A 20424-nucleotide genomic window follows, 5' to 3' on the forward strand; every position below is an offset into this window, starting at 1 on the left:
GGCCACGACGTGCCGGATCTCGGTGCCCACGGGGACGGCCCCGGCCACGACGTGCCGGATCTCGGCCATCACGGGGACGCCGAAATCGGCGAGGGCATGATCGACCTCGCAGTCAACGTCCGCCGGGCCACCATGCCGGACTGGCTGGCCGACCCGATCACCGCCGCCCTCGGCGAGCTGGCCGCGTACCCGGACCCCCGGCCCGCCCGCGCGGACGTCGCGGCCCGGCACGGCCGCCCCCCGGAGGAGGTGCTGCTCACCGCCGGGGCGGCCGAGGGCTTCGTGCTGCTGGCCCGCGCCCTGACCGGGGTGCGCCGGCCGGTGGTCGTGCACCCCCAGTTCACCGAGCCGGAGGCCGCGCTGCGGGCCGCCGGGCACCCCGTCGAGCGGGTGCTGCTCGACCCCGCCGACGGCTTCCGGCTCGACCCGGCCCGGGTGCCCGACGACGCCGACCTCGTCATGGTCGGCAACCCCACCAACCCCACCTCCGTGCTGCACCCGGCCGCCACCCTCGCCGCGCTGGCCCGCCCGGGCCGCGTCCTCGTCGTCGACGAGGCGTTCGCCGACACCACCGCCGCGCCGGGCGTCGACGGCGAGCCGGAGTCCCTCGCCGCCCGGCGGGACCTGCCCGGCCTGGTCGTGGTGCGCAGCCTCACCAAGACCTGGGGGCTGGCCGGGCTGCGGATCGGCTACCTGCTCGGCGAAGCCCCGCTACTGGCCCGCCTCGCCGCCGCCCAGCCGCTGTGGGCGGTCTCCACCCCGGCGCTCGCCGCCGCCACCGCCTGCGCCTCCCCGGCCGCCGTCGCGGCCGAACGCGCCATCGCCGCCGAGCTGGCGGCCGACCGCGACCACCTGGTCGCCCGCCTGGCGGCCCTGCCCGGGGTACGCGTCGCGGGCCGCCCGGCCAGTGCGTTCGTGCTGATCCACCTCCCCGGCGCGGCCGGGGTGCGGCAGCGCCTGCGCGAGCGCGGCTGGGCGGTACGCCGGGGCGACACATTCCCCGGCCTCGGCGCAGACTGGCTGCGGGTGGCCGTGCGCGACCGGGCCACCACCGACGCGTTCGCCGGGGCGCTGGCGGAAATCCTGGAGGCATGATGCTGCACACCACGATCGCGGCGATCCGACCGCTCGACGAGCCGGCGATGGTCGCCGCCGGTGAGCTCCAGGGCCGGCTCACCAAGCCGGCCGGCTCGCTCGGCGCCCTGGAGGAGCTCTCCGTCCGGCTCGCCGGCCTGGCCTGCGCCTGCCCGCCGCCGCTGCCCGAGCCGGCCGCCGTGGCGATCTTCGCGGGCGACCACGGGGTGCACGCCCAGGGGGTGACCCCCTGGCCGCAGGAGGTAACCGCGCAGATGATCGGCAACTTCCTGGCCGGTGGTGCGGTGGTCAACGCCTTCGCCCGGCAGGCCGGCGCCTCTGTCACCGTCGTCGACGTCGGTGTCGCCACCCCGCTGCCGGTCGTCCCCGCCCAGGCGGACGGCTCGTCCGGCGTCTCCGGTGGCACGAAGACGCCCCGCCTCGTGGCGGCGAACGTGCGCCGCGGCACCCGCGACCTCGCCGTCACCGCCGCCCTCACCCGCGACGAGGCCCGCGCCGCCGTGGAGACCGGCATCCGGGTCGCCCGCGAGCTGATCGACGCCGGGGCGGGCATCCTGCTCACCGGGGACATGGGCATCGGCAACACCACCCCGGCCGCCGCCCTGATCGCCGCGTTCACCGGCGTCGACCCGGCCGAGGCGACCGGCCGGGGCACCGGCGTGGACGACTGCACGTACGCCCGCAAGATCGACGTGGTGCGGGCCGCGCTCGCCCGGCACGTCCCCGACCCGGCCGACCCGCTGGGCGTCCTCGCCGCCGTCGGCGGACTGGAGCACGCCGCCCTGGCCGGTCTGATCCTCGGCGCCGCCGCCCGCCGGGTGCCGGTGCTGCTCGACGGGGTGATCGCGGTCAGCGCGGCGCTCGCCGCCGCCGCGTTCGCCCCGGACGCGGTCGGCGCGATGGTCGCCGGGCACCGCTCCGCCGAGCCGGGCGCCACGGCGGGACTGCGCCACCTCGGGCTCGACCCGCTGATCGACCTCGGGCTGCGCCTCGGCGAGGGCACCGGCGCGCTGCTGGCCCTGCCCGTGGTCACCGGCGCGGTCCGGGTGCTGCACGAGGTGGCCACCTTCGACTCGGCGGGGGTGGCCGAGAAGTGAGCGCCCCGAGTCCGTACCCCCTGGGCCTGCGCCTGGCCGGCCGGCGAGTGGTCGTGGTGGGCGGGGGAGCGGTGGCCACCCGGCGGGTGCCGGCGCTGCTCGACGCCGGCGCGGACGTCCTGCTGGTCTCGCCGGAGCTGACCCCCGCGCTGCGCGCCCACGTCGACGCCGGCCGGCTGCACTGGGAGCCGCGCCGCTTCGCCCCCGACGACCTGGACGGGGCCTGGCTGGTCCAGGCGGCCGTCAACGACCCGGCGGCCGCCGCCTCGGTCAGCGCCGCCGCCGCCGAGCGGCGGATCTTCTGCGTCCGGGCCGACGACCGGGCCGCCGCGACCGCCTGGACGCCGGCGGTCACCCGGCACGGCCCGGTCACGGTCGCCGTCCTCGGCGGCGGCGACCCCCGCCGCGCCATGACGGTCCGCAACGCCATCCGCGACCTCCTCGGTGCAAGGAAGGGCCCCCTGTTAACGGATTCGGTAGCGGAAGGGCCCCCTGTCAACCTCCCGCCGGCCGAGGAGCGCGGGCCGGCTGCCGGACGCGAACGGGCCGCAGGCCGGGCACCAGGGCGGGTGGCGCTCGTCGGAGCCGGACCGGGCGACCCGGAGCTGATCACCGTGAAGGGGTGGCGGCTGCTCACCGAGGCCGACGTGGTGGTCGCCGACCGCCTTGTGCCCGGGCTGCTCCTCGACGAGCTGCGCCCGGACGTCGAGCTGGTGGACGCCTCGAAGATCCCGTACGGGCCGTCGCGCGCCCAGGAGGAGATCAACCGGATCCTCGTCGACCGGGCCCTGGCCGGGGCGTTCGTGGTGCGCCTCAAGGGCGGCGACCCGTACGTCTTCGGCCGGGGCGGCGAGGAGCTGCTGGCCTGCGCGGCGGCCGGGGTGCCGGTGACCGTGGTCCCCGGGGTGACCAGCTCGATCGCAGCCCCGGCCGCGGCCGGCGTCCCGGTCACCCACCGGGCGGTGGCGCACGAGTTCACCGTGGTGTCCGGCCACGTCGCGCCCGATTCGCCGGCCTCGCTGGTGCGCTGGGACGCTCTCGCGGGGCTGCGCGGCACGCTGGTGATCCTGATGGGGCTGAAGAACCTGGCCGCGATCACCGAGACCCTGACCGCGTACGGACGGCCAGCGGACACGCCGGTCGCGGTGGTGCAGGAGGGGACGACCGGCGATCAGCGGAGCCTGCGTTCGACGCTCGGGGCGGTGGCCGCCGACGTGGTCGCGGTGGGGCTGCGTCCCCCGGCGGTCGTGGTGGTCGGCGACGTGGTGGGCGTGCTCGACTCCTGAGGCCCTGAGGCCCTGACAGCCGTACGGGGCCGGAGGCGAGTGCCGCCGGCCCCGTTTCGCCCGTCAGGTCACTGCTTGAGCATGTTGTCGAGCAGCAGAGCGCAGCGGATCAGGCCGAGGTGGCTGTAGGCCTGCGGGTGGTTGCCCAGCCCGCGCTCGGCCAGCGGGTCGTACTGCTCGGGGAGCAGCCCCGTCGGGCCCGCCGTGTCGATCATCTGGGCGAACAGCTCCTCCGCGTCGGTGCGGCGGCCGGTGCGCAGGTACGCCTCGATCAGCCACGCCGTGCAGATGTGGAAGCCGCCCTCGCGCCCGGGCAGGCCGTCGTCCCAGTGGTACCGGTAGACGACCGGGCCGCTGCGCAGGTCCGCCTCGATCCGCAGCACGGTGGACAGGAAACGCGGGTCGTCGCCCGGGAGCAGGCCCGACAGGCCGATCCACAGCGACGAGGCGTCCATGTCCTCGTCGCCGTACGCGACGCTGTACGCCTCGACGTCGGAGTGCCAGCCGTACTCCAGCACGTTGGCGCCGATCCGGTCGCGCAGCTCCACCCACTCCGGCCGGTCCTCGCCGCCGTGCTGCCGTACCACGTGCAGCGCCCGGTCGACGGTCATCCAGCACATCACCTTGGAGAAGATGTGGTGCCGTGGGGGGAGGCGGGCCTCCCAGATGCCGTGGTCGGGCTCGTGCCAGCGGCGGCGGACCGCCTCGACCATGTTCTCCAGCACCCGCCACTCGTCGTCGCGGACCGAGCCCCGGGCGTCGGCGACGGCGGCGATGAGGTCGGCGATGGGGCCGAACACGTCGAGCTGGAGCTGGTGGTTGGCGAGGTTGCCGACCCGGACCGGCCGGGAGCCGGCGTACCCGGGCAGGGTGTCGATGACCGCCTCGGCGCCCAGCTCGTACCCGTCGACCGTGTAGAGCGGGTGCAGCCGCTCGGGGTGCCCACCGGTGCGCTCGATGCAGCCGTCCACCCAGCGCAGCAACCCCTCGGCCTCCTCGGTGGAGCCGAGGTCGACCAGCGCCCGCGCGGTCATCGCCGCGTCGCGCAGCCAGCAGTACCGGTAGTCCCAGTTGCGGACGCCGCCCAGCTCCTCGGGCAGCGACGTGGTCGCCGCCGCGAGGATCGAGCCGGTCGCCTCGTGGCAGAGGCCGCGCAGGGTCAGCGCGCTGCGGGCCACCAGGTCCCGGGCGGTGGTGGGCAGCCGCAGCGAGGCCACCCAGTCCTTCCACGGCTGCTCGGCGGCGGCCTGCCGATCGTGGACCGTCCGCCGGTGGTGCTCCAGGCTGTGTGTGCCGAAGCGCAGCTCCAGCACCACCTGCCCGCCGGCGGCGGACAGGTCGACGACGGCCTTCGCCGTCTCGTACCCGCCGTCGTTGGTGACCTGCCACTCCATCCCGGGGGAGTAGAGCGCGATCGGCTCGTTGGAGCCGAGCACCAGCAGCCCGTCGCCGACCGGCTGGAGCTGCGTGGCGACCTGACCGAACTCGGGCCGGGGGGCGAACTCCACCCGGATCTTCCCGGAGCCGCTGAGCACCCGGACCAGGGTGGAGTCGCCGGTGACGACGGCCGGGCCGTCGGGGGTGGTCTCCCGGGCCGGCTTGTCCAGCCAGTCGGTGACGGTGAGGCCCGACCAGCGGGTCTCGACGGTCATCGTGCCCGAGCGGTAGCGCTGGCCGAGCGGGATGCCGCCGCGCTCGGGGGCGACGCTGAAGTGCCCGGCCGGCCCGCCGCCGACCAGATCGGCGAAGATCGCCGCCGAGTCGGGTTTGGGGTGGCAGAGCCAGGTGACCTTGGCCTCGGGGGTGAGCAACGCGACCGTACGCCCGTTGGCGAGCATCGAGTGCCGCTCGATCGGGACGGCCCGTTCCCCGAAGAGCCAGTGCCGCCGGGTCTCCAGCAGCAGGCCCAGCGCCCGGGCGGCCTCGATCGGCTCGGCGACCCGGTAGTCCGCCTTCGTCTCGCCGGGGCCGATCTTGATGCCCATGTCCGGGCCGTGCAGGTTGCCGAACGCGTTCTCGTCGGTGACGTCGTCGCCGATGAACAGCACGGCGCTGGCCGAGAGCTGGGTGCGGAGCTGGTCGACGGCGGTGCCCTTGTGGGTCGCCACCACGGACAGCTCGATGACCTCCTTGCCCTGGGTGACGGTGACGCCGTCCCAGGTGGCCGGGCCGGTGCGGACCGCGTCGATCGCCGCGGCGGCGACCTGCGGGTCCACCCCGCGGGTGTGCACGGCGACGCTGGCGGGCTTGCGCTCCAGCCGGACGCCCGGGTGGGCGTTGGCGATCTCGCGCAGCACGTCGCGCAGCCGGGTGCGCACGGCGATCAGCTCGGGGGAGAGCCGCTCGACGAAGCCGATGTCGAACTCGGAACCGTGGCTGCCGACGAGGTGGACCTCGCTGGGCAGCCGGGAGAGCGCGGCGAGGTCGCGCAGCGCCCGGCCGGAGACCACGGCGACGGTGGTCTGCGGCAGCGCGGCGAGCGCGCGTACGGCGGCGACCGACTCGGGCAGCGGCACGGCCTTGCTCGGGTCCTCCACGATCGGCGCGAGGGTGCCGTCGTAGTCACAGGCGACGAGGAGTTGCGGAACGCGGGCTATCCGCCCGATGGCCGCCCGCAGCTCCGGGGCCAACACTCCCGCGGCCAGGGCCGTTTCATCGTGGACGGACGTGTTCACGCAACCTCCGAATCAGGCACACCGAGCTCGGTGAGGAACGACTTCGCCCAGTGCCCCACATCGTGGGTGCGCAGGTGGCGCTGCATGATCCGCATGCGGCGACGGGCCTCGGGCTTCTCCACGTGCACGGCCTTGAGCAACGCGTCCTTGACCGCGTCCGGGTCGTGCGGGTTACACAGAAACGCCTGGCGCAGCTCTGTCGCGGCGCCAGCGAACTCACTGAGCACGAGCGCGCCGCCCTGGTCGGCGCGCGATGCCACGTACTCCTTGGCCACCAGATTCATTCCGTCTCGCAGCGGGGTCACCATCATGACGTCGGCGGCGACGTACATCGCTGCCAACTCACTGCGACTGTACGACTGATGCAGATAGTGCACTGCCGGCACGCCCACTCTGCCGAATTCGCCATTAATCCGACCAACCTCGCGCTCGACCTTGACCCGTAGGGCCTGGTAGTGCTCCACCCGTTCCCGGCTCGGCGTGGCCACTTGCACCATAACCGCGTCCGGCACTGTCAACTTTCCGTCAGCGAGAAGCTCGCGGAAGGCCTTGAGGCGGAGCTCGATGCCCTTCGTGTAGTCGAGTCGGTCGACGCCCAGGATGATCGTCTTCGGGTTGCCCAGCTCCTCGCGTATCTGCTTGGCCCGGGACTGGATCGCCGGGTCCTCGGCCAGCCGCTCCATCTCCTTCGTGTCGATGGAGATGGGGAACGCGCCCGCCTTCACCTGGCGGCCGTCGACCTGGATCATCTGCCCCTCGTAACGTAGCCCGAGCAGGTGCCGGGCCAGCCGGACGAAGTTCTGCGCGGCCAGCCGCTGCTGGAAGCCGATCAGGTCCGCCCCGAGCAGCCCGCGCAGGATCTCGGTGCGGAACGGCATCTGCATGAACAGCTCGATCGGCGGGAACGGGATGTGCAGGAAGAAGCCGATCCGCAGGTCGGGGCGCAGCTCGCGGAGCATCGCGGGGACGAGCTGGAGCTGGTAGTCCTGCACCCAGACCGTCGCACCGTCGGCCGCGACCTCCGCCGCGGCCTCCGCGAACCGCGCGTTGACCAGCCGGTACGCCTCGCGCCAGCGGCGCTTGTACGCCGGTGTCTCCACCGCGTCGTGGTAGAGCGGCCAGATCGTCGCGTTCGACTGGCCCTCGTAGTAGCGCTCCAACTCGTCGGCGCTCAGCGGCACCGGGTGCAGCCGGATGCCCTCCAGGTCGAACGGCTCGGGGGCGGGGCCGGTGCCGCCGGCCCAGCCGACCCAGGTCCCCTGGTGCTCGGCGAGGACGGGGTGCAGGGCGGTGACCAGCCCGCCGGGGCTGCGTCGCCACTGCCGCCCCTCGGGGGTGATCACCTCGTCGACCGGTAGTCGGTTCGCCACTACGACAAAGGAACTACGGACGGTCACGTTCGGCCACCTCCGGGTGCTGACGGGTCCACCGCAATGAGCGTACTGAGCGTAGCTGCGGCGTCTTGGCCCCCGTGCCGGAGTTACCTACCCGTCCCACACGGGCCGAACCGTGAAGGTGATCACCCCTGCCATCCGGCTCACGGGTCGACGATCGGCCACTCCTTCGGCAGGATCTCGCCCATCGGTTCCCGCCGGTCGCCGTACTCCGTGGGCGGGGTGATGTGGGCGTAGCCCGGCGTACCTGTCAGGATTGACGACGGCGTGCGTTGTGGCCGGCCCCGGCCGGCGGCGGCGAGCGTTGTGGCCGGCCCCCGGCCGGCGGCGGCGAGCGGCCCACGGAGCCCGCGCCCGCATCCCGAAGCGTCGAGATCAGCAATCAACGGAGGTAGCCCGCACCGTGGCCCAGTACATCTACGTCCTGGAAAAGGCGCGCAAGGCGCACGGCGACAAGGTCGTGCTCGACAACGTGACGCTGAGCTTCCTGCCGGGGGCCAAGATCGGTGTGGTCGGCCCGAACGGCGCGGGTAAGTCCAGCCTCCTCAAGATCATGGCAGGGCTGGACCGGCCGAGCAACGGCGAGGCCCGGCTCATGCCCGGCTACACCGTCGGCCTGCTGGCCCAGGAGCCCCCGCTCAACGACGCCAAGACCGTCCTCGGCAACGTCGAGGAGGCGGTCGCCGAGACCAAGGCGAAGCTGGAGCGGTTCAACAAGATCGCCGAGCAGATGGCGACGGACTACTCCGAGGAACTGATGGAGGAGATGGGCAAGCTCCAGGAGGAGCTGGACCACGCCGACGCCTGGGACATCGACTCCAAGCTCGAACTGGCCATGGACGCGCTGCGCTGCCCGCCGCCGGACGCCGACGTCACCCAGCTCTCCGGCGGCGAGCGCCGCCGGGTGGCGCTGTGCAAGCTGCTGCTGGAGGCCCCCGACCTGCTGCTGCTCGACGAGCCCACCAACCACCTGGACGCGGAGAGCGTCTCCTGGCTGGAGCAGCACCTGGCCAAGTACGCCGGCACCGTCATGGCGATCACCCACGACCGGTACTTCCTGGACAACGTGGCCGGCTGGATCCTGGAGCTGGACCGGGGCCGGGCCGTCGGCTACGAGGGCAACTACTCCACCTACCTGGAGAAGAAGGCCGCCCGGCTGGCCGTCGAGGGCCGCCGCGACGCGAAGATGAAGAGGCGCCTCACCGAGGAACTGGAGTGGGTCCGCTCCAACGCCAAGGCGCGGCAGACCAAGTCCAAGGCCCGCCTCGACCGGTACGACGAGATGGCCGCCGAGGCGGAGAAGACCCGGAAGCTGGACTTCGAGGAGATCCAGATCCCGCCGGGCCCGCGCCTGGGCAGCACGGTCATCGAGGCGCACAACCTCACCAAGGGCTTCGGCGACCGGGTCCTCATCGACAACCTGTCGTTCTCGCTGCCGCGCAACGGCATCGTCGGCATCATCGGCCCGAACGGCGTCGGCAAGACCACCCTGTTCAAGACGATCGTCGGTCTGGAGCAGCCCACCGACGGCCAGGTCCGGATCGGCGAGACGGTCTCCCTGTCGTACGTCGACCAGAACCGGCAGGGCCTCGCCGGCGACAAGACGGTCTGGGAGGTCGTCTCCGACGGGCTCGACCACCTCATGGTCGGCAAGGTCGAGATGCCGTCGCGGGCGTACATCGCGGCGTTCGGGTTCAAGGGGCCGGACCAGCAGAAACCGACCAAGGTCCTCTCCGGCGGCGAGCGCAACCGGCTCAACCTGGCGCTGACCCTGAAGATCGGCGGCAACGTCATCCTGCTCGACGAGCCGACCAACGACCTGGACGTCGAGACCCTCTCCAGCCTGGAGAACGCGCTGCTGGAGTTCCCCGGCTGCGCCGTGGTCATCTCCCACGACCGGATGTTCCTGGACCGGGTCGCGACGCACATCCTGGCCTGGGAGGGCGACGACCAGGACCCCGCGAAGTGGTTCTGGTTCGAGGGCAACTTCGACTCGTACGAGAAGAACAAGATCGATCGGCTCGGGGCCGAGGCGGCCCGCCCGCACCGGGTGACCTACCGCAAGCTCACCCGCGACTGAGCATGGCGGACCGCTTCGTCTACCGCTGCACGCTGCGCTGGTCCGACCTGGACGCGTACGGCCACGTCAACAACTCGCGCTTCCTCACCCTCTACGAGGAGGCGCGGGTGGCGTTGATGTTCGCCGGCGGCCGGGCATGGGGAGTGGGCTCGTTCGCCGACGGGGTGGTCATCCGCCGGCACGAGGTCGACTACCTGCGCCCGGTCGACTACGCGCTGGGCCGGGCCACCGCGGAATCCGCCCCCACCGTCCGGATCGAGCTGTGGGTGGAGGAGATCCGGGTGTCCCGGTTCACCGTCGCCTACGAGCTGTACGACGGCGACACGCTGGCCAGCACCGCCCGCTCGGTGCTGGTCCCGTTCGACCTGGCCGCCCAGCGCCCCCGGCGGATCACCGACGAGGAGCGGGCCTTCCTGCTGTCGTACGCCCCCGGCGGCGCGGCCGGAGGGCCGGCGTGAGCGACGCCCCGGTGCGCCCACTGGGCTCCGGTCCGGCCGCCGCCGGCGCCGGTCCAGCCGGTGGACACGGGCTGACCGGGGTGGCCGACGCGGGCGCGTTCCTGGCCCGGCTGGTCCGGCTCGACCCGGCCGCGCTGGTCCGGCTGCGCCCGGCCGAGCCGGCGACCCCGCCCGGTGTCCGGGTCGGGGACCCGTCCGCGCCCGGCCGGTCCGACGGCGGGTCGGGGGCGGGCGGACCCGCCGCGGCCACCGGCCGGACGGCGCTCTGGGCCCGGCTGCCGTGGGGCGTGCTGGCCGTCCGGACGGTGGCCGGAACAGGGTGCGGTGACGCGGCGGTGCCCGCCCGGGATTTGCTGGCCGCCCTGTCGTCCGGCGCGGGCGAGCTGCCCGCCCGGCGGGACGCGCAGTGGCGCTGGCCGCTGCCGCCGCCGGCGAGCCGGCCGGTGGAGCTGCTGCCGGCCGGGGAGCTGTGGCGGATCGCCGAGGCGGCGGCCGGCACGCTGCGGGAGGCCGCCGCGCACGGCGTGGCCGGCCGACCGGTCGGGCAGCGGGTGCTGAGAGACGCGCTGCTCGACCACGTCGCGGTGGTGGTCACCCCGGACGACCCGTCCGGCCCGCCGGTCGAGATCGCCCAGCGACTGGTCCAGGGGCTGGTCCGCATGGGCTTCCTGGGCCGCCCCGGCAGTGCCGCCGGGGCCGCCGCGAGCCCCGGTGCGGGGGTCGGGAGCGGCGATGTTCAGGTGAGGATGGCTGGCCGGTGGGTCGGCCTGGTGGGACCATACGGAACTGTGTGGTCGCAGAAGGTTGTGGATCTTGCCGTTACGCCACTTGGGGCTCGGCCGAAAGTATGACCCGTGGTCATTCTTCTGGCCTGGGGCTGTCGTTGGGGGGATGCTACAACCCGGCTGTCCGGGTACCGTCCATCCTCGGATCCAACGCACCGTAGGCGACTGGATCCGCTGGGGAGTGAGGTGCGCGAGCGATGCCGTGGTGGTCATGGCGCCCCGGTCCCGCCGTTGGCGGCGAACCGGAAACTCGAAGCGGGATCACAGTGGACAGCACCGTCTGGGTCGGACCACCGGCCCCACGTCAACCGGGCGACGACTGCCCGCCCGTCGACCGGCCGATGATCGCCGACATGTCGGCCACCGTCGTGCCGGTCACCCTACGTCGGGTCTGCGACGCGCTCGACCTGCTGGACGTGCGCTACCTGGCAGACGGTGACGGCAACCTGCTGGCCATGTGGGAGCGGCACGCGGTGCTGGTCACTCTGGAAGGTCCCGAGGACGAAATCCTGGTGATGCGGGCCCGTCCGCACGCGACGGTCCCGCCGGACTGGGCCGACCGGGCGTACCGGGTGGTCAACGAGTGGAACCACACCCGCCGGTTCTGCAAGGCCTACATCGGAGACCCCACCGAGCGGGGGCAGTTGCCGATCTACGCGGAGTTGCAGGTGCCGCTCGGCGCCGGGACGCACGACGCGCTCCTGGTGGAGTTGCTCGACTGCGGTGCCGCGGTGGCCACCACCTTCGTGGACTGGCTGCACGACGAGGGTGCCCTTCTCTGATCCGTGCCGTTCCGCCCGGGCCGCCGATGGCGACCCGGGCGGGCGCGCGTCAGGCCGGCCTGGCCGGATCTTCCATGACGTTCACCATGAAGTACGCGGCTCGCTCCAGGTAGTCCCAGAGCGCGGTGGCGATCTCCGACGGTAGGTCCAGCCGGTCCACGGCCCGCCGCATATGGCGCAGCCAGGCGTCGCGCTCGGCGGCACCGATCCGGAACGGGGCGTGCCGCATCCGCAGCCGGGGATGCCCCCGCTGGGCGGAGTAGGTGTTGGGGCCGCCCCAGTACTGCATGAGGAACAGTGTCAGCCGGTCCGCGGCGGGGCCCAGGTCCTCCTCCGGGTACATCGGCCGCAGCAGCGGATCGGTGGCGACGCCTACGTAGAACTCGTCCACCAGCTTGCGAAAGGTGGGTTCGCCGCCGACCGCCTCGAAGAGGGTCACGGCACGCTCGGACTCACCGGTGGGATTCACCGTTCCATCCTGCCAGGTGCGGCCGGAACCGGCGGAGGCGTACCGGCCGGGGCGCCGCCGTCCTCGTCGCCGCGTGGGTCGCGGCGACGTCGGGGAGTGGGTCAGCTCACCGCCTGGCTGGCCCGGCCGCGCTCGCCCGGCTGGCCACCCGCGTGCCCGTCGCCCGGGGTGGCGGGCCGTGGGCGGGGCTCGGCGGGCCGGGCCGCCGGGTCGGCGTTGCCGGCGGCCTCGACCGCCGCGTCGATCGCCGCCCGCTTCGGCCAGCGCGCGGCGGTGAACAGCATCAGCAGTACGCCTGCCGCGCTCCACCCCCCGACCACCACCGGGATCGGGAAGTGCTCGGCGAGCAGCCCCGTCGCCAGCACCGCGAAGCCCTGGATCACCTGGACCCCCGTGGCCATCACCCCGAACGCGCGGGCCCGGTACCCGTTCGGCAGCGCCCGGACGAAGAGCCCGTTGGCGACCGGGAGCAGCCCGGCGACCGCGAAACCGCAGAGGCCGGCGAGCAGGGCCACCACCAGCGGCGGCGGGTCGAGCAGCGACGGCACCAGGACGAGCGGGGCGAGCACCGCCAGCGGCCGGATCAGCACGAGCCGGCGGGCCGGGGCGACCGCCCGGCCGACCAGCAGCCCGCCCACGATGAAGCCGACCGGGTTGGCGGCCATGATCACAGCCTGGGCGGCCCCGCTGTCCACGCCGTCGTCGAAGCCCTCGCGGGCCCAGGCGGCGGCCAGCCCCTCCGGCACGATCGAGAAGAGCATGGCGCTGAAGACCAGCAGGGCGATCGCCCGCAGCACCGGGGTGCCGAAGACGATCCGGAAGCCGTCGCCGGTCTCCCGCAGCAGGTGGCTGCGGTGGGCGCTGGTCATCGCCGGTGGCCGGTCCCGGACGCCGAGACGGACCAGGACCGCCGAGAGGGCGAACGTGGCCGCGTTGACCAGCAGGGCGAGAGTCGGGTTGAACGTGGCCAGGGCCGCGCCGATCAGGTAGCCGAGCACCTGGGCGGCCTGGGCGGTGCTGCTGTTCAGCGAGAGCCCGACCACCAGCCGGTCGCCGGTCAGGATGAGCGGCATCAGCGCGGACCGGGCGGCCTGGCTGGGCGGGTTGGCCAGGGTGGTCGCGAAGAGCAGGCAGAGGATCAGCCACGGCTCGTTGCCCGGGATGGCGACGAGCGCCATCAGGACCATCCGGATCAGGTCGCAGGCCACCATCACCGAGCGGTAGCGGTACCGCTCGGCCAGCGTGGCCAGCAGCGGGCCGCCGATCAACCAGGGCAGGAAGCTGACCGCGAACGCGGCGGCCGAGTAGGCCACGGAATGCGTCTCGCGGTAGACCAGCACCGTGACGGCGGCCTTGGCGACGAAATCGCCGATCCAGGAGAGGGCGCTGGCGGTGAGGACCGCCCCGTACTCCCGCTGGGCGAACACCTCACGGAAGGTGGCCGGCCCTTCCTGGGAGGGTCGCTCGTCGGACACCGTGGCCTCCATCGTTCCCACGGTGGGCCACTCGTGATGGCCTGACCGGGAACCGTCGTCAGATCTACGGATCAGCGAGACGTGATCACGCTCCGGCAGGTGGCGTGCGTACCGGATTCTGCCCGATCGTCTGACAACTAGCTAGGGCGAACGGATTGATCGTCGCATCTCCGACTGAACGAACGGACGATACCCGAGGGGCTACGCGGTCCGCGACCCCTGGATTGTCGGTCAGGGAAACCGCAGGCCATCGATGCTCTCGGTGGCTCAGGTGGCCCCGCCCTGGCCCGTCGCCGTGTCGTTCGTGGCCCGCAGCGGAACACCCGGGTAGAGGCGGGCGGCGGCGATCTTCGCGGTGATGCCCGAGTTCTCCAGTGCCTCGGCGAGCCGCCGGCGCAGCTCCCGGCCCACCGCGAACTGCCCGTCCGCAGTGGTCTTCACCACCGTACGGATCACCGCGCCGTCCACGGTCATCTGCTCGACGCCCAGCACGTCGGGCTGCTCCACGATCTCCGGGGCCAACTCCGGGTCCAGCGCCACCGACGCGGCGGCCGTGCGCAGCACCGCCGTCGCCTCCTCGGTGCCGGCGAACCCGATCGGCAGGTCGACCACGACCAGCGCCCATCCCTGGCTCTTGTTGCCCACCCGGACGATCTCGCCGTTGCGGATGTACCAGAGCACACCCCGGCCGTCGCGGACGGTGGTGACCCGCAGGCCGACCGACTCCACCACGCCCGTCGCCTCGCCCAGGTCCACCGTGTCGCCGACGCCGTACTGGTCCTCGACCAGCATGAACAGCCCGGCGATCAAGTCCTTGACCAGGCTCTGCGCGCCGAAGCCGAGCGCCACGCCGGCGATGCCCGCGCTGGCCAGCAGCGGCGCCAGGTCGAAGCTGAACTCCCGCAGGATCATCAGCAGCGCGATGCCGAAGACGAACGCGGTGACCATGCTGCGCAGCACCGAACCGATCGCCTCGGCCCGCTGCCGGCGCCGCTCGGGGACGAACTCCCCGGGCTCGTGTGTGGCGGTCGGCACCCGCTCGCGCAGCGGGCGCAGCAGCGTGGGCACCCCGTCGGCGGTGGTCCGGACCAGCCGCTTGATCATCCGGTGCAGCGCCCACCGGGCGAGGAACGCGAGGGCCACGATCAGCAGCACCCGCAGCGGCTTGAGCAGGATCCAGTAGCTGCCCTCCGCGAACCAGGACGAGCCGGTCGTCTCGTACACCCATTCGCAGGAGGTGCTGCCCTGACAGTTTGCGCTCGGGGACGGGCTCGGGGACGCGTCCGGGGCCACGGCGAAGGACAGCGTGGCGAGGATCAGGCTGGCGGCGCTCACCCTGCTTTCGTACCGCACCGTCCGCGACCGCCCGCCAGCGGGTACGCGCCCAGGGCGGTGGCCTGCAAGAACCCCAGACGAGATCACTTGGCACAATCAGGGCACAAACTAGGGATGATCTTGACCAATCCGGTCGACCGTCTGACCGCCCTTGCCTGGCCGGAAGATCTGCCCGACCAGGCCACGCCGCCGATTGCTCTTCGGCATCCAGTGGACGTAGGTCTTTAGCGTGATCCGCAGGCTTGCGTGTCGTAGCGCCTTCTGAACCTCTTGCGGCTCGACGCCGTTGCTCATCCGCGTCGAGGCGAAGAAGTGTCGCAGGGAGTGGAGTTCCTTCCTTGGGCCAGCCCGCAGCCGACCGCCAGGTCTCCCACAGCTCAGACCAATACCGATCGGTGATCAGCTTCCCGGTCAAGGGCGGGCCGCAAGCGGCCCGCCGCCGCGCCAGCGCCGGGCCGCGCATGCGGCCTGGCGGCCGGTCACGTCCCGGCGCGCGCGGCGCCCATGGAAGCCGACGAAACACAAGCGGCAGCCAGTTGGGCAGAACTGGGGCGATTCGACAAGCTGGCCGTCTGCTACCAGGCCACCGTGCACATCGCCGCGATCAACGAATGGCTGTGACCGACTTCGACACACGCCCTAGGGTCGATCTATCGTGCGGGTATGACCTTGGGGGGAGGACGCTCGTCGACGGCCGCGCCGGTGGGTGTCCGGCAACTCGCCGCCTGATGAAGGCGGTCCAAGTCGGTGACGTTGCGTGACGGGTATTGCCGAGCTCGGCCGTTCCTCGGCGTGCGGATTTGCCGATGAGCGAGCGTCGGGCGGGGGTCAGATTCACTACGCTACAGCCCATTGGCTTGACGGAGTTCGGCAGCCATCTGCGATGAGCTGTGGTTGGCCTCAACTCCTTCGACGAGGATCACCTCGCCCGCTAGGTGATTTGTCCGCAGCGGCTTGATCTCCTGGTAGATGCTGGAGTGGTACCACGAGCGGGCCTTGGTCATGTCGGGAAATTCGATGATCACCACATCGCCTGGCCAGTTGCCTTCCAGTACGTCTATGGTTCCGCCGTGGACGATGAACCGGCCGCCGAAGGGGGCGAGGGTGGCTTGGATGCGTTCCATGTACTTCAGCACCTCGGCGTGGACTGGTGCTTTGCGTAGGTGAGCAAATGCGTACGCGGTCATGAGCTCTCCGTTCGTTACGGCCGGTTTCGGCGCTTGTGCCGGTGGTCCTCGTCAGACGCGGACTGGACAGCACAACGCGCCCAGGTCCGCTGTCGAGTGGTGAGCAGAGGCGGCCGCGGGGGGCGGTCGGCGGTGTCGTCGACGGTCGGTATCCAGTCCGACACCCACCGTGTCGCCTGCGGGCGCCGCCCCCGGGTCATTTCGCCGCTGGGACTCGGTCTAGGAATCCCAGAACCTGCGTCAGCCGTCCGTTGCCGTCGGTTATTGCGACGTCGAAACCTACGATCAGTGCCTCGACGTCTTCTGGCCCGAGCTCCCAGGTGAAGCGGGCTTGGTTGTGGTGGCCGTCGACCGGTCCGGCCAACCGGAACGTCATGCCGGGGAACTGGCTCTGCACTGCCGCGATCGTTGCGTCAATGGCCTCCCGGCCCTCGGCGACGGCCAGCGGGTCGATGTAGCGGCCCTCGGGGGCCCACAGGTCGTTGATGTACTGGCGCCGCCTCGCTGGATCGGTCTCGTTCCAGATCGCGATGTACCGCTGGGCCAGCTCATCGAACGCGGTAACCATGGATCTCTCCTCGTTTGCTGGGAATAGGGGCGGGTTGTCGCCTCTGGAAGAGATGATCTCCGGCGCCTTGCGCGCTGTCGATTACGTCGCAGGTAATGGTCTGTGCGCCAGTGCGGTAATTAGGGTCGGTGGCGTGACGACCATGACCAGGCCGGGGCGACCAGTCGGGGAGCTCCTGCGCGACTGGCGCCGAACTCGCGGGATGAGTCAGCTCGACCTGTCGATCGAGGCGGGGGTTTCGGCCCGGCATCTGAGCTTCGTAGAGACCGGGCGGTCTCGGCCGAGCCCGGAATTGATCCTGCGGCTGGCGGAGCAGCTTGACATGCCGCTGGCTGAGCGCAACACGATGCTGCTCGCTGGCGGCTACGCACCTGCCTACCCCAGCCACGAGCTGAGCGACCCGGAACTGGCTCCGGTACGTGCCGCCGTACGGCAGATCCTCGACGGACACAGCCCGTACCCCGCAGTGCTCATCGACCAGCATTGGCACCTCGTCGAAGCCAACCCTGCTGTCGCCCTGCTCACTGCCGGTGCCGAGCCCCACCTCCTAGCCCCACCGATCAACGTGCTGCGGCTCAGCCTGCACCCCGACGGCATGGCCCCGCGAATCCTCAACCTGCCGGAGTGGCGCGCCCACCTGCTCCACCGGCTGCGCCAGCAGGCCGTGACAACCAACGACTCGGCCCTGTACGAACTGCACGAGGAGCTTCGCGGCTATCCCGGCGGCAACGGCCATGCTGCACCCATCAGCGACGCCGTTTCGCGCGTCGTCGTCCCGCTTCGATACCGCCACAACGACCAGGAGCTGTCCTTCTTCAGCACCACCACCCTCTTCGGCACGCCGCTGGATGTCACCGTCGCCGGGCTGGCCGTCGAGGCATTCTTCCCTGCCGATCCGGCGACCACCGAAACGCTCCACGCCCTCGCCAAGGCATGAGCCGGCATGGCCAGTTGACAACTCAACATCGCTTCCGCCCAAAGCGAACCGGGGCCTCATTCCGCTCGCGCCGCTCGTCGCTGCCTCTCGATCCGCACGCTCATGCCGCGACCCGGTATGAGCGCGACCAGCCCCGGCAGTGACGGGGTGTAGTCGGCGAGTGGGCCCGCAGTGTGACATGGAGGCTGGCTCGACAGACGTCGTCGACCCTTCTGGCATCCCGATCTCTGTAAGCTCCGGCGTACCTGCCTGTGCACTCGGTCCTGTACGCCGACATCCAGGGCGCGATGCCGCTAGCCGCTGGTCACCGGACAAGGCATTGAGCTGGGCGAAGACCGACCAGCCGCACGAAGATCTCCCGCTTGTCCACCGCCATGCCCCGGCTGTCTAGCACGTATCCGGTCAGCCAAGCCCCAACCCTGGTAGGTGGGCTTTGGGCACACCGAGATCACCCGAAACAGGAAGTATTGGCCCGCGAACTGCGCGGACGCTTCACGGGTGATCCACAGCTCCTGGCCAGGGGCCGGGGGCTGAACTTCCGTCATGGTGCCGTATCTCCTCGCCGGTGAGCCCTGCCCGGCTGAGCCGGGGAAGCCCAGCCGGGCAGGGGTGCCGCCGCACCGGGGCGGGTTCGGGTCCTCCACGACCGGCACAGCGGGTTGGCCGCACCGTATCAAGCTTGGTCTACAGACGTCTAGGTACGTAGAAGCTCGAAGCCGCTCGTGTCGAGACTTTTAGCGTCAGTGCCATGGAGCCTGACCCGGATGCCGGCATCGACCACGGCGCGCCGCTGCCGCCCTATCGCCAACTGGCCGGCATCCTGGCGGCCCGGATTCGTCGCGGTGACTGGCAGCCCAACCGGGCCATCCCGTCCGAGTCTCAGCTTGTCCAGGAGTACGGCCTTGCTCGCGCGACCGTGCGACGTGCAATTGCTGTGCTGGTGGATCAGAGCGTGCTGTTCGTCGTGCCGCAACGCGGGACCTTCGTCCGGCCCGAGAGTCAGTAACCCCATCGATGCCCGGCGCAAGATCATCGGGCACAGATTCGGCACAACTGAGACCGGCAAGGGCCATCAACTGATGTCAGACGACAGCAGAGACCACCCAGGCAGCACCAGCGATCCGTACCAATCGAGATGATCTCTCTAGCACAAGAGAGATTAGTACGTGCAATCCGTGGCCTTATCAGGGACGATTGGCGCAACGGACGTCGGTGATCCCGCCGACGCCGGCGTCGTTCCGCCGTGCGCGGGCACGCTCGGCGTGGCCAGCGGTGGGAGCGGCTGGACCGGGAGGGTGAGCTCGATGCCTGACATACGACCCACGGTGGGCTCCGGCGCGTTGGTTCTCAACGCCACCTACGAGCCGCTGTGTGTCGTGTCGGTGCGTCGTGCCGCCATCCTCGTTCTCTCCGCCAAGGCCGTCTGTGTCGCCGACGGCGAGGGCATCCTGCACAGCGCCCGCGACGCGCTCCCGGTGCCCTCGGTGGTCCGGCTGACCCGCTTCGTCCGGGTGCCCTACCGCGCCCACATCGGGCTCTCCCGGCGGGCGATCTTCGCCCGGGACGGCTGGCGGTGCGCGTACTGCCGGGGGCCCGCCGAGACCATCGACCACGTCTTCCCGCGCAGCCGGGGCGGCCGGCACGCCTGGGAGAACGTGGTGGCCGCCTGCGCTCGGTGCAACCACACGAAGGGCGACAAGACCCCGGCCGAGCTGGGCTGGCGGCTGCACGCGCCGCCCGCCGTGCCGAAGGGGACGGCCTGGCGGGTGCTCGGGCACCGGGCCCCGGACCCGCGCTGGGCGGACTGGCTCGACCTGCGCGAGGCCGAGGCCGCGGCCTGAGCGGCTCGCCCGCCTCCCCGTCCGGCTCGCCCGCGTCCCCACGCCTCGCCCCTCGCCGCGGCGTCCTCGTCGCGCACCGGATACCCCTGCCCGCCGGCCCTGTCAGCCGGTGCGGGCCCGCACCAGGGACGCGTACACGACCACGTTGTCGGCGTATCCCGTCTCGCCACCGACCCACGCGCCGCCGCACGTAATCAGGCGCAGCCCCGGCCGGCTGAAGTCGCCGTAGACCTCGTCCACCGGCAGCCGGGCCTTGTCGTAGCGCCGCACCTCGTCGACCTCGAAGATCGCCACGGAGCGGTCGGCCCGGCGCACCTCGACCCGGTCGCCGGAGCGCAGCTCCCGCAGCTCGTGGAAGACCGCCGGCCCGGTGCGGGTGTCGACGTGGCCGACGATCACGGCCGGGCCGTACTGGCCGGGGGTCGGGCCCTGGTCGTACCAGCCGGCCTCCTGGGCGCGGTCGGCGTCGGGTGCCCCGATGCTGCCGTCCGCGGCGATGCCCACGTCGTGCACCGGGGCGTCGAGGCCGATCGGTTCGCTCGCGATGCCGACCGGCCGGCTGGCCGGCAGCACCGGGAACTTCTTCGGCGGGGGGCGCAGCCCGGCGACGAACCGGTCCGGCAGCAGGCTGTACCCCGTCACCCGTTCGACGCCGAGCATCGCCACGATCAGCACCATCAGGGTGGCGACGAACAGCACCGGGAAGCCCGGGCCCCGGCGGGCCGCCGACCGCCACCGTCCGGCGGCCGTACCGTACCGGCCCGCCACACCGGCGGGCCCGGGGCGGCCGGATGGCTCCACGGTGGCGACGCTGGCCGAGAACGCCTGCCGGGCCACCCGCGCGAACCGGCGGCAGCCCCGGGCCGCGAGCAGGGCCGCCCGGACCCGCTTTTGTCGCGTCGTCCGGCTCCGCCCCGGCATCCGGGCGCCGTCCGCCGTCTGGGCGTGGTCCGGCTGTCG

20 protein-coding genes are annotated in these 20424 nt (G+C 72.1%); 10 read left to right on the forward strand and 10 right to left on the reverse strand.

Annotation, left to right across the window (positions count from 1 at the left end):
• The first annotated feature begins 9 nt into the window (after positions 1-9).
• The 3 genes from cobC to cobA are packed head-to-tail and all read left to right on the forward strand — an operon-like array spanning position 10 to position 3478.
• Positions 10-1095, forward strand: a complete 1086-nt coding sequence (cobC, locus tag E1258_RS02715) for an Rv2231c family pyridoxal phosphate-dependent protein CobC (protein ID WP_132396557.1) — start codon at positions 10-12, stop codon at positions 1093-1095.
• Positions 1095-2192: a nicotinate-nucleotide--dimethylbenzimidazole phosphoribosyltransferase gene (cobT, locus tag E1258_RS02720; RefSeq protein WP_132396555.1), complete on the forward strand. Its 1098-nt coding sequence runs from the start codon at positions 1095-1097 to the stop codon at positions 2190-2192. Before cobC ends, cobT begins: the two co-directional genes overlap by 1 nt.
• Positions 2189-3478, forward strand: coding sequence for a uroporphyrinogen-III C-methyltransferase (cobA, locus tag E1258_RS02725; protein WP_132396494.1), 1290 nt, complete (start codon positions 2189-2191; stop codon positions 3476-3478). Before cobT ends, cobA begins: the two co-directional genes overlap by 4 nt.
• A 68-nt stretch (positions 3479-3546) precedes the next feature.
• On the opposite strand, the gene otsB is transcribed toward cobA, so the two are convergent.
• The 3 genes from otsB to E1258_RS02740 form a co-directional block, all read right to left on the reverse strand.
• The gene (otsB, locus tag E1258_RS02730; protein ID WP_371688556.1) at positions 3547-6153 is read right to left on the reverse strand and encodes a trehalose-phosphatase; all 2607 of its coding nucleotides are present in this window, start codon (positions 6151-6153) and stop codon (positions 3547-3549) included.
• Positions 6150-7550: a trehalose-6-phosphate synthase gene (locus tag E1258_RS02735; RefSeq protein ID WP_007072575.1), complete on the reverse strand. Its 1401-nt coding sequence runs from the start codon at positions 7548-7550 to the stop codon at positions 6150-6152. The genes otsB and E1258_RS02735 overlap by 4 nt, the downstream gene beginning before the upstream one ends.
• A 140-nt stretch (positions 7551-7690) precedes the next feature.
• Positions 7691-7933 (reverse strand): hypothetical protein, encoded by a 243-nt coding sequence (locus E1258_RS02740; RefSeq protein WP_132396496.1) that lies wholly within the window; start codon positions 7931-7933, stop codon positions 7691-7693.
• A 17-nt stretch (positions 7934-7950) separates the two neighbouring features.
• On the opposite strand from E1258_RS02740, the gene ettA reads away from it, so the two are divergent.
• The 4 genes from ettA to E1258_RS02760 all read left to right on the forward strand — a co-directional run bounded on the left by ettA (position 7951) and on the right by E1258_RS02760 (position 11652).
• Positions 7951-9627 (forward strand): energy-dependent translational throttle protein EttA, encoded by a 1677-nt coding sequence (gene ettA, locus E1258_RS02745; RefSeq protein WP_132396498.1) that lies wholly within the window; start codon positions 7951-7953, stop codon positions 9625-9627.
• A gap of 2 nt (positions 9628-9629) precedes the next feature.
• Entirely contained in the window at positions 9630-10085 is a 456-nt protein-coding gene (locus tag E1258_RS02750) for a thioesterase family protein (RefSeq protein WP_132396500.1), read from the forward strand.
• An 11-nt stretch (positions 10086-10096) separates the two neighbouring features.
• Positions 10097-10936 (forward strand): hypothetical protein, encoded by an 840-nt coding sequence (locus tag E1258_RS02755; protein ID WP_132396561.1) that lies wholly within the window; start codon positions 10097-10099, stop codon positions 10934-10936.
• A gap of 131 nt (positions 10937-11067) precedes the next feature.
• The gene (locus tag E1258_RS02760; RefSeq protein WP_007072569.1) at positions 11068-11652 is read left to right on the forward strand and encodes a YbjN domain-containing protein; all 585 of its coding nucleotides are present in this window, start codon (positions 11068-11070) and stop codon (positions 11650-11652) included.
• A 49-nt stretch (positions 11653-11701) separates the two neighbouring features.
• Here E1258_RS02760 and E1258_RS02765 read toward each other — a convergent pair whose 3' ends face one another.
• The 6 genes from E1258_RS02765 to E1258_RS02790 all read right to left on the reverse strand — a co-directional run bounded on the left by E1258_RS02765 (position 11702) and on the right by E1258_RS02790 (position 16686).
• Positions 11702-12121 carry a globin gene (locus E1258_RS02765; protein ID WP_132396502.1) on the reverse strand — a complete coding sequence of 140 codons (420 nt, stop codon included), beginning with the start codon at positions 12119-12121 and terminating at the stop codon, positions 11702-11704.
• 101 nt (positions 12122-12222) lie between these two features.
• Complete coding sequence (locus E1258_RS02770; protein WP_132396504.1) at positions 12223-13608, reverse strand: MFS transporter; 1386 nt, start codon at positions 13606-13608, stop codon at positions 12223-12225.
• Between the two features lie 255 nt (positions 13609-13863).
• Complete coding sequence (locus E1258_RS02775) at positions 13864-14931, reverse strand: mechanosensitive ion channel family protein (protein ID WP_243715134.1); 1068 nt, start codon at positions 14929-14931, stop codon at positions 13864-13866.
• Between the two features lie 108 nt (positions 14932-15039).
• Positions 15040-15225 carry a hypothetical protein gene (locus E1258_RS34280; RefSeq protein ID WP_243715135.1) on the reverse strand — a complete coding sequence of 62 codons (186 nt, stop codon included), beginning with the start codon at positions 15223-15225 and terminating at the stop codon, positions 15040-15042.
• 548 nt (positions 15226-15773) lie between these two features.
• Positions 15774-16118, reverse strand: coding sequence for a DUF1330 domain-containing protein (locus tag E1258_RS02785; protein ID WP_132396508.1), 345 nt, complete (start codon positions 16116-16118; stop codon positions 15774-15776).
• Between the two features lie 196 nt (positions 16119-16314).
• Positions 16315-16686 (reverse strand): nuclear transport factor 2 family protein, encoded by a 372-nt coding sequence (locus E1258_RS02790; RefSeq protein ID WP_132396510.1) that lies wholly within the window; start codon positions 16684-16686, stop codon positions 16315-16317.
• Positions 16687-16828: 142 nt separating this feature from the next.
• On the opposite strand from E1258_RS02790, the gene E1258_RS02795 reads away from it, so the two are divergent.
• From E1258_RS02795 to E1258_RS02810, 3 genes are all read left to right on the forward strand, one after another.
• Positions 16829-17623, forward strand: a complete 795-nt coding sequence (locus E1258_RS02795; protein WP_132396563.1) for a helix-turn-helix domain-containing protein — start codon at positions 16829-16831, stop codon at positions 17621-17623.
• Positions 17624-18371: 748 nt separating this feature from the next.
• Positions 18372-18629, forward strand: coding sequence for a GntR family transcriptional regulator (locus E1258_RS02805; protein ID WP_132396512.1), 258 nt, complete (start codon positions 18372-18374; stop codon positions 18627-18629).
• Positions 18630-18927: 298 nt separating this feature from the next.
• Positions 18928-19464, forward strand: a complete 537-nt coding sequence (locus E1258_RS02810; RefSeq protein WP_132396514.1) for an HNH endonuclease — start codon at positions 18928-18930, stop codon at positions 19462-19464.
• Positions 19465-19566: 102 nt separating this feature from the next.
• Here the strand turns inward: E1258_RS02810 and E1258_RS02815 are convergent, their stop codons facing one another.
• Positions 19567-20385: a class F sortase gene (locus E1258_RS02815; RefSeq protein WP_207919373.1), complete on the reverse strand. Its 819-nt coding sequence runs from the start codon at positions 20383-20385 to the stop codon at positions 19567-19569.
• Between the last annotated feature and the right edge of the window lie 39 nt (positions 20386-20424).

The organism is Micromonospora sp. KC207, assembly GCF_004348615.1.
GTDB lineage: Bacteria > Actinomycetota > Actinomycetes > Mycobacteriales > Micromonosporaceae > Micromonospora.